This is a genomic window from Gluconobacter japonicus (assembly GCF_002723975.1).
GTDB classification, from domain to species: domain Bacteria; phylum Pseudomonadota; class Alphaproteobacteria; order Acetobacterales; family Acetobacteraceae; genus Gluconobacter; species Gluconobacter japonicus.
The window spans coordinates 1-5,908 of sequence record NZ_BEWO01000050.1; the positions used below are offsets into that span (position 1 = coordinate 1).

At 54.1% G+C, this 5,908-nt stretch carries 5 protein-coding genes; 2 read left to right on the forward strand and 3 right to left on the reverse strand.

Going from position 1 to position 5,908, the window contains the following annotated elements; translation table 11 throughout:
• The coding region (locus GJA01_RS14810) for a putative bifunctional diguanylate cyclase/phosphodiesterase (protein WP_145993811.1) at positions 1-918 on the forward strand (918 nt) is incomplete at its 5' end.
• Positions 919-953: 35 nt separating this feature from the next.
• On the opposite strand, the gene GJA01_RS14815 is transcribed toward GJA01_RS14810, so the two are convergent.
• From GJA01_RS14815 to GJA01_RS14825, 3 genes are all read right to left on the reverse strand, one after another.
• Positions 954-2,891: a M61 family metallopeptidase gene (locus GJA01_RS14815; RefSeq protein WP_062502439.1), complete on the reverse strand. Its 1,938-nt coding sequence runs from the start codon at positions 2,889-2,891 to the stop codon at positions 954-956.
• 164 nt (positions 2,892-3,055) lie between these two features.
• The gene (locus GJA01_RS14820; protein WP_062502438.1) at positions 3,056-3,658 is read right to left on the reverse strand and encodes a histidine phosphatase family protein; all 603 of its coding nucleotides are present in this window, start codon (positions 3,656-3,658) and stop codon (positions 3,056-3,058) included.
• A gap of 27 nt (positions 3,659-3,685) precedes the next feature.
• Positions 3,686-4,618, reverse strand: a complete 933-nt coding sequence (locus tag GJA01_RS14825) for a ribose-phosphate pyrophosphokinase (RefSeq protein WP_007284050.1) — start codon at positions 4,616-4,618, stop codon at positions 3,686-3,688.
• A gap of 178 nt (positions 4,619-4,796) precedes the next feature.
• Here GJA01_RS14825 and GJA01_RS14830 point away from each other — a divergent pair, with 178 nt between their 5' ends.
• Positions 4,797-5,837 carry a glycosyltransferase family 61 protein gene (locus GJA01_RS14830; RefSeq protein WP_255312288.1) on the forward strand — a complete coding sequence of 347 codons (1,041 nt, stop codon included), beginning with the start codon at positions 4,797-4,799 and terminating at the stop codon, positions 5,835-5,837.
• The last annotated feature ends 71 nt before the right edge of the window (positions 5,838-5,908 follow it).

The following is a 5,908-nucleotide window of genomic DNA, read 5'->3' on the forward strand; positions in this document are numbered from 1 at the left end:
CCAAGTGTCAGCATCGGAATTGCAGTCTCTCCCGTTCATGGAGAAACAACAGACCTTCTGTTCCGAAGATCCGATCTTGCTCTGTATGCTGCCAAAGAGCGGCGAAACATCTGCTGCCTTTTCGAGACCGGGATGGAAGTCAGTTATTTCAATCGGATCAGGTTGAGGGATGATTTGACCAAATCTCTGGAAAGAAATGAGTTCTTTCTCGATTATCAACCCATTTTTGATACCCTTACACGCAGACCAATCTCTGTAGAGGCGCTTGTTCGCTGGCAGCACCCAACGGATGGTGTGGTCGGCCCTAATGCTTTTATTGCGACAGCAGAAAGCTGCGATCTTATTGAAGAGCTTGGCGCCTATGTTCTGTACGCAGCATGTAGTGAAGCGATGAAGTGGCCTGTACCGCTTCCTGTGGCGGTTAATATTTCTCCGAAACAGCTTCGTTCCGGGCGGCTGCCAGCTTTAATTCAGGAGTGTCTCTTACAAACGTCCTTCCCAGCGGAGCGGCTTATTCTGGAAGTGACGGAAAGTGTATTTCTTGCTGAGACAACGCGGACCCTGACGCAGCTTGCCGCGATCCGGGCGAGAGGCGTACGGCTGGTACTGGATGATTTCGGAACCGGGTATTCGTCTCTGACTTATCTACGGGGCTTTGATGTGGATGGAATCAAAGTTGATGCGTCTTTTACACGCGACATTGTCCAGTCCCAGAAAGTTGCAGCCATTGTACGGACGATTGCGCGTCTGGCCTGTGATATGAATGTTTACGTTGTGGCTGAGGGTGTGGAAACGGACGAACAATTGAGTTGGCTGGAGCAGAACGGTATCGCCTTTGCTCAGGGCTATCTGCTCGGGCGTCCACAAAGCCCCACGAAATTACAGGCACTTCTGGCGTCTTATCATAGTCTGGGTTGAAAGTCGGGATGGATAAAACCATCCCGACTGTGTCCTTAGCGCGGCGTGTAAATAGCGCTCAGGTAATCAGTGGTGCCATCGACACGTTCTAGATGAGGATAACGTAGACCCTCATGATAGGGGATGGAAACCGTATTGATATGTTCCCCTGATTTCACAACCAGACGGATCGTCTGCTTTGGATCTTTCTGGGCGTCTGTAATGGCATGACGCAGACGTTCGCTAGTGTAGTCCATGTCATTGACAGCAAGAATGGTTTCCCCAGATGTCAGACCGGCTTTGAAGGCGGGGCTCATCCAGTGAACGCGAGCGGTCTTGCCGGACTTGGTGACGCTCATTCCCAGAGAGAATGTCAGGTCCAGACCGTGACGCATTCCTTCCGATGCTTTGACGAAGGAGGTTGGCTTGTCCGTATAAACAAGCTTGTAGCCGCCGTTCTTCAGGCCATCCAGGGGGGCGTGTGGTTGGATCGTATCCAGACGGTCATGCAAAAATTTCGCCCAGTCATAGGGCTGGATGCTGTTGAGCGTCGCAGCAACTTCATCGAACTGATAAGGGCTGACAATGAAGCTGCCGTTATTGGTGCCGAAGAAAGCTTTGGCGAAATCATCCAGAGATTTCTGTCCGTTCGACAGCTTTCGGATCAATGTGTCAGCATCCAGCCAGACCAACTGCCCTTCGACGTAATAATCTTCTGAGCGCTGCCAGTCCCGCCATGACAAAGGAGCACGCTGGGCAATGACCGGATCATTAGTGGTGTCTTCAAGCGGGCGCCAGAGACGGCCGGACTGATTGTCGTAAGTCGCTGCCATGTAGGCCAGAGCTTCGAAACCCTGATCTTTCGTCACGAGACCTGAGCGGGCGGCCAGAACATTGCCCCAGTACTGGGTTTGACCTTCATAAACCCAGAGTAGGGATCCGCGCTGCGGAACGTTAAAGTTCGGTGCCCACATATCTGCCGGGCGGCGATATTTTCCGTTCCAGGAATGGGTGTACTCATGGGCCAGAAGGTCGCGTTCGGGGAAGGTTTTGTCCCATTCCGTGAAATACCCCGGAGCTGCTGCATTTTCGCTGGACTGGTGATGCTCAAGACCGATCATACCCAGCTCTTCCGTCAGGGCGAGCAGGAAGTCGTAATGGTCGTAATGATGAGAGCCGAAGAGTGTTGTCGCCTGGCGGACCAGATTTTTATGCGCTTCGATCTGCGAGGGAGTGGCATTCAGGGAGTCTGGATCATCTGCTACGACATTCAGAGCAACTGGCACATGGTCCGGCCCTGTCAGGTCGATTTTCCGGAAATAGCGACCTGCATAAATCGGGGAATCAACCAGTGTGTTGTAAGTTGTGGCGTTGAAATGGGTCTCGTCCCCGTAGGTAGGAGCACGGAGAGCGGAGCCAATCTGCCAGCCATGTGGAACCAGAACACTCGGTTTTACTGTAATGTCTCGTGTAAAATAGCCAGCCGGATAAAGCGAAACCTGATCCCACTGCACATTCACGATCGAAGGCGTCATGACAACGCGGCCCTGATCGGGCGTCACGGGTGACAGAAGCTGGAAATGCAGATCCAGCGTCGGTGTGGTTGCGGAAACCGGAATGTGGAAAGCTGCGACATTGACGTTATCGCGCTTCCAGGAAATGGTTTTTCCGCCAGACTGAACCTTTAGGCTGCCAAGCTGTTCAATAACGCCGGTAGGAGAATGATCTCCCGGAATCCACATAGGATACAAAAGGATCATTTCGCCCTTCTGTACGGCCTCTTTCGGAACCGGAACCGTTTCATGAATGGACATGATGTGGTGTGCGGTGTCTGTGGCATCAACCGAGACTGAAAGAGTGCCCGGAAAGGGCTTGTCCTGCGGATCTGGGACGGCTGGTGGCAGCGGTAATGGTGTCGGCTGTGGTTGGGCGAGGGCTGGAGAGACCAGCCCGCTGAAAGCCGTCAGTGCGACCAGAAGGCGTAAGCGCATCATACAACAAGTTCCGGTGTATAAATCAAAGTCCTTTCTGGCCTAAATGTCTCCTGCGATACACACAAGGGGCAAATATGCCCCATGCGTTCAAACGTATCGCCTCCAAGACAGTCGTCAGAAACGTCTTGTTTCACCAGACAACATTTTAGAGTATCGGCCTGCCTTCAAACCGTTTCCGGAACATGAGGGAGGATGGACCATCCGGTTTCGGAGGGCGTCAGATAAAGTGGAATGGCATTGGGCAGTCGAACATTCACGGGAAGGCCCATTCCGGCACGCAGACTCCGGAACAGGGCACCATGCGCGACGAACAGGGGTGTGCCGCTCTCTCTCAGGGTCTGATTCACAGCACCCACCGCGCGCGCCTGAAGTGTGGCAAAGCTTTCGGCACCTTCAGGAGTGTAACCCTCTTCAATCCATGGATCGTACCACTCCCCCATGGGTTGGCCTTCCTGAACACCGAAGCAGACTTCCTTGAGTTCCGGATCAATAATCAGGGGAAGGTCAGGCCCTCCGCTTGAGCGGATGGCATCGCGGGTGTGTTCAGCGGTGACCAGCGCCCGGGAAAGGGGGGAGGCAATAATCCGATCGAATGGCTTTTCGCCATTGTGGAACAGTCTCGAGAAAACCTGTCCGGCGCGCTCGGCCTGAGCCAGGCCGGTCGAGTTCAGGGGAATATCTGTCCGGCCCTGTGAGAGGCCCCGGAGATTCCAGTCAGTTTCACCATGACGGAGATACCAGTAAGGCTTGGCAATGATCTTCGGCATAGTGAAACCTTCGGAGTTGGGGAAAACTCAGTCGAAGAGAGAGGAGACCGAGCTTTCGTCTGCGACAGCGCTCATGGCGCGGGCCAGAAGATTAGCAGTCGTAATCTGGCGAATGTTTGGCGTGTCAAGCAGCGCCTGAGTAGCCGGGATGCTGTCCGTCAGGGTTAGCATGTTCAGAGGACTGTTTTTCACGCGTTCGCACGCATTGCCAGTCAGAACGCCGTGAGTGACATAGGCTTCAACGCCTTCCGCACCACGGCTCATCAGGGCATTGGCCGCGTTGCAGAGTGATCCGCCACTGTCCACGATGTCATCCACCAGCACACAATAGCGCCCGGAAACATCCCCGATGACGTTCATGACTTCCGAAACGCCAGCGCGCTCACGACGCTTGTCAATGATGGCCAGGTCTACGTTCAGTCGCTGCGCCAACTGACGGGCACGAACCACACCGCCCACATCCGGGGAGACGATCATCAGCTCACGGTCTGGCAGACGCGTCTTGAGGTCGCGGACAAAGAGCGGCGCTGCGTAAAGGTTGTCCGTCGGGATATCGAAGAATCCCTGGATCTGCATGGCGTGCAGATCCATCGTCAGGATACGGTTGGCGCCAGCTTCGGTCAGCAGGTTCGCTACCAATTTGGCGCTGATGGGCGTACGCGGGCCAGATTTACGGTCCTGACGGGCATAGCCGAAATATGGCATGACCGCCGTTACGCGCTTGGCGGAGCCGCGACGCAGCGCGTCCAGCATAACCAGAAGCTCCATGAGATGGTCGTTCGTCGGCATGCAGGTGCTCTGCACGACGAAAACATCCTCACCTCGGACATTTTCCTGGATCTCGACAAATACTTCACCATCGGCAAAGCGCTTGACCACGGTTTTGCACAGGGGCATCCGCAGTTCGTTCGCCACCGCACGGGCCAGCGGCAGATTACTGTTGCAGGCAACGATCTTCATGAAAACGGCCTCGTCCGGTATCCGTCAGGGGGAGAATTGCGCGCTTTCTAACAGTGTGCTTCCCCGCTGTCATCTGTTCTGCATCATTCTTTGTGCTGAGAGGCAGACTTGATGTGGCGGAAGATGCAGGCGAAACACATGAGAAGACTGTCTGTGCGGCCTTTTCAAAGGTCGCTCCATGCTGCGGAAAGGTCAGGATATGCCCCTGAAAGACTGTACGGGTTTTGTCGGCAGAAAGCTTCTGATTCAGGACCTTCCCAATCAGCGGGAAGTCAGGAACGCTGTCTTTATTCCCCCAGGAAGTGGGCCGGAATGGGGACTTTTTGATCCTTCAGGTCGCACAGTCCCAGAAGCCATGATCTATACCGGGGCAGGAGCGCTGCATACGCCACTGTGTGTCCGGGCCGCTCAGTCCATCCCGGAATGCCCTGTTGTCAGTGAGGCTTTTGATTATGTCTTTGCAGGCAATCTGGATAAATCGTCCTGTGGTCATTTTCTGATCAATTCTTTTTCGCGCTTCTGGAGTTTACCGCCCTATCGAAGAACCGGACTCCGTGTCGCTTTCAGTAGTCCACATTCCATCACAGAGCTGATGCAGGAAGATTATTTTCGAAGCATTGTGACAGCACTGGGCCTGACAGAGCAGAACTTTCTGCGTGTTCTTGCGCCCGTTCGCTTTCCCAGAATTACTGTAGCTTCCGCTGCGTTTGAAGAACTCTCGCTGGTTCATTCTGTTTTTGCAGATCTGGCTCACCATGTGGGGCGCCAACTTTTGCCCGAGGGGGGGCAGGCTCAGCCGGGGCGGGTTCTGTTCTTCTCCCAAGAAACCTTGAAAACGGGAAATGTCCGGGTTGAAAATGAAGCTGCATTGACGGCCCTGCTGCGGGAACGCGGGATTGGGATCATTCACCCTCATCAGATGACATTTAGGGAGCAGCTCAAGCTTTGGGCGTCAAATCCGCTCGTTATTGCCTATAATGACGCATGCCTTCACATGAGTGCGTTCTTTCCGCAGCGAAGAGTCATTACTCTGGCTCATGGGCCGGACATATGGGTCAATCAGTGTTTGATCGACATGGTCAACGGTAATGATGCCCGGTATTTTTACGATTCTGCAGGGTTGGAGCGTATGGGGGCAGGCCATGGCTTCCACATGAATTATCGTATTCCTGACCCCGAAAGGCTTGCGGCCGAGTTGGTAGAATTCGCCCTGGGGTAGTATTGGAGACACGGCGCACCACTACTTTGGATCGTGCGTCGTAATCCTGATCAGAACTGATAAGCCAGACC

What these genes read in the sequence shown, in the direction of transcription:
- GJA01_RS14815 (WP_062502439.1), bottom strand. Translation starts at nt 2,891, where the DNA reads ATGATGCGCTTACGCCTTCTGGTCGCACTGACGGCTTTCAGCGGGCTG.
- GJA01_RS14820 (WP_062502438.1), bottom strand. Translation starts at nt 3,658, where the DNA reads ATGCCGAAGATCATTGCCAAGCCTTACTGGTATCTCCGTCATGGTGAA.
- GJA01_RS14825 (WP_007284050.1), bottom strand. Translation starts at nt 4,618, where the DNA reads ATGAAGATCGTTGCCTGCAACAGTAATCTGCCGCTGGCCCGTGCGGTG.
- GJA01_RS14830 (WP_255312288.1), top strand. Translation starts at nt 4,797, where the DNA reads ATGCTGCGGAAAGGTCAGGATATGCCCCTGAAAGACTGTACGGGTTTT.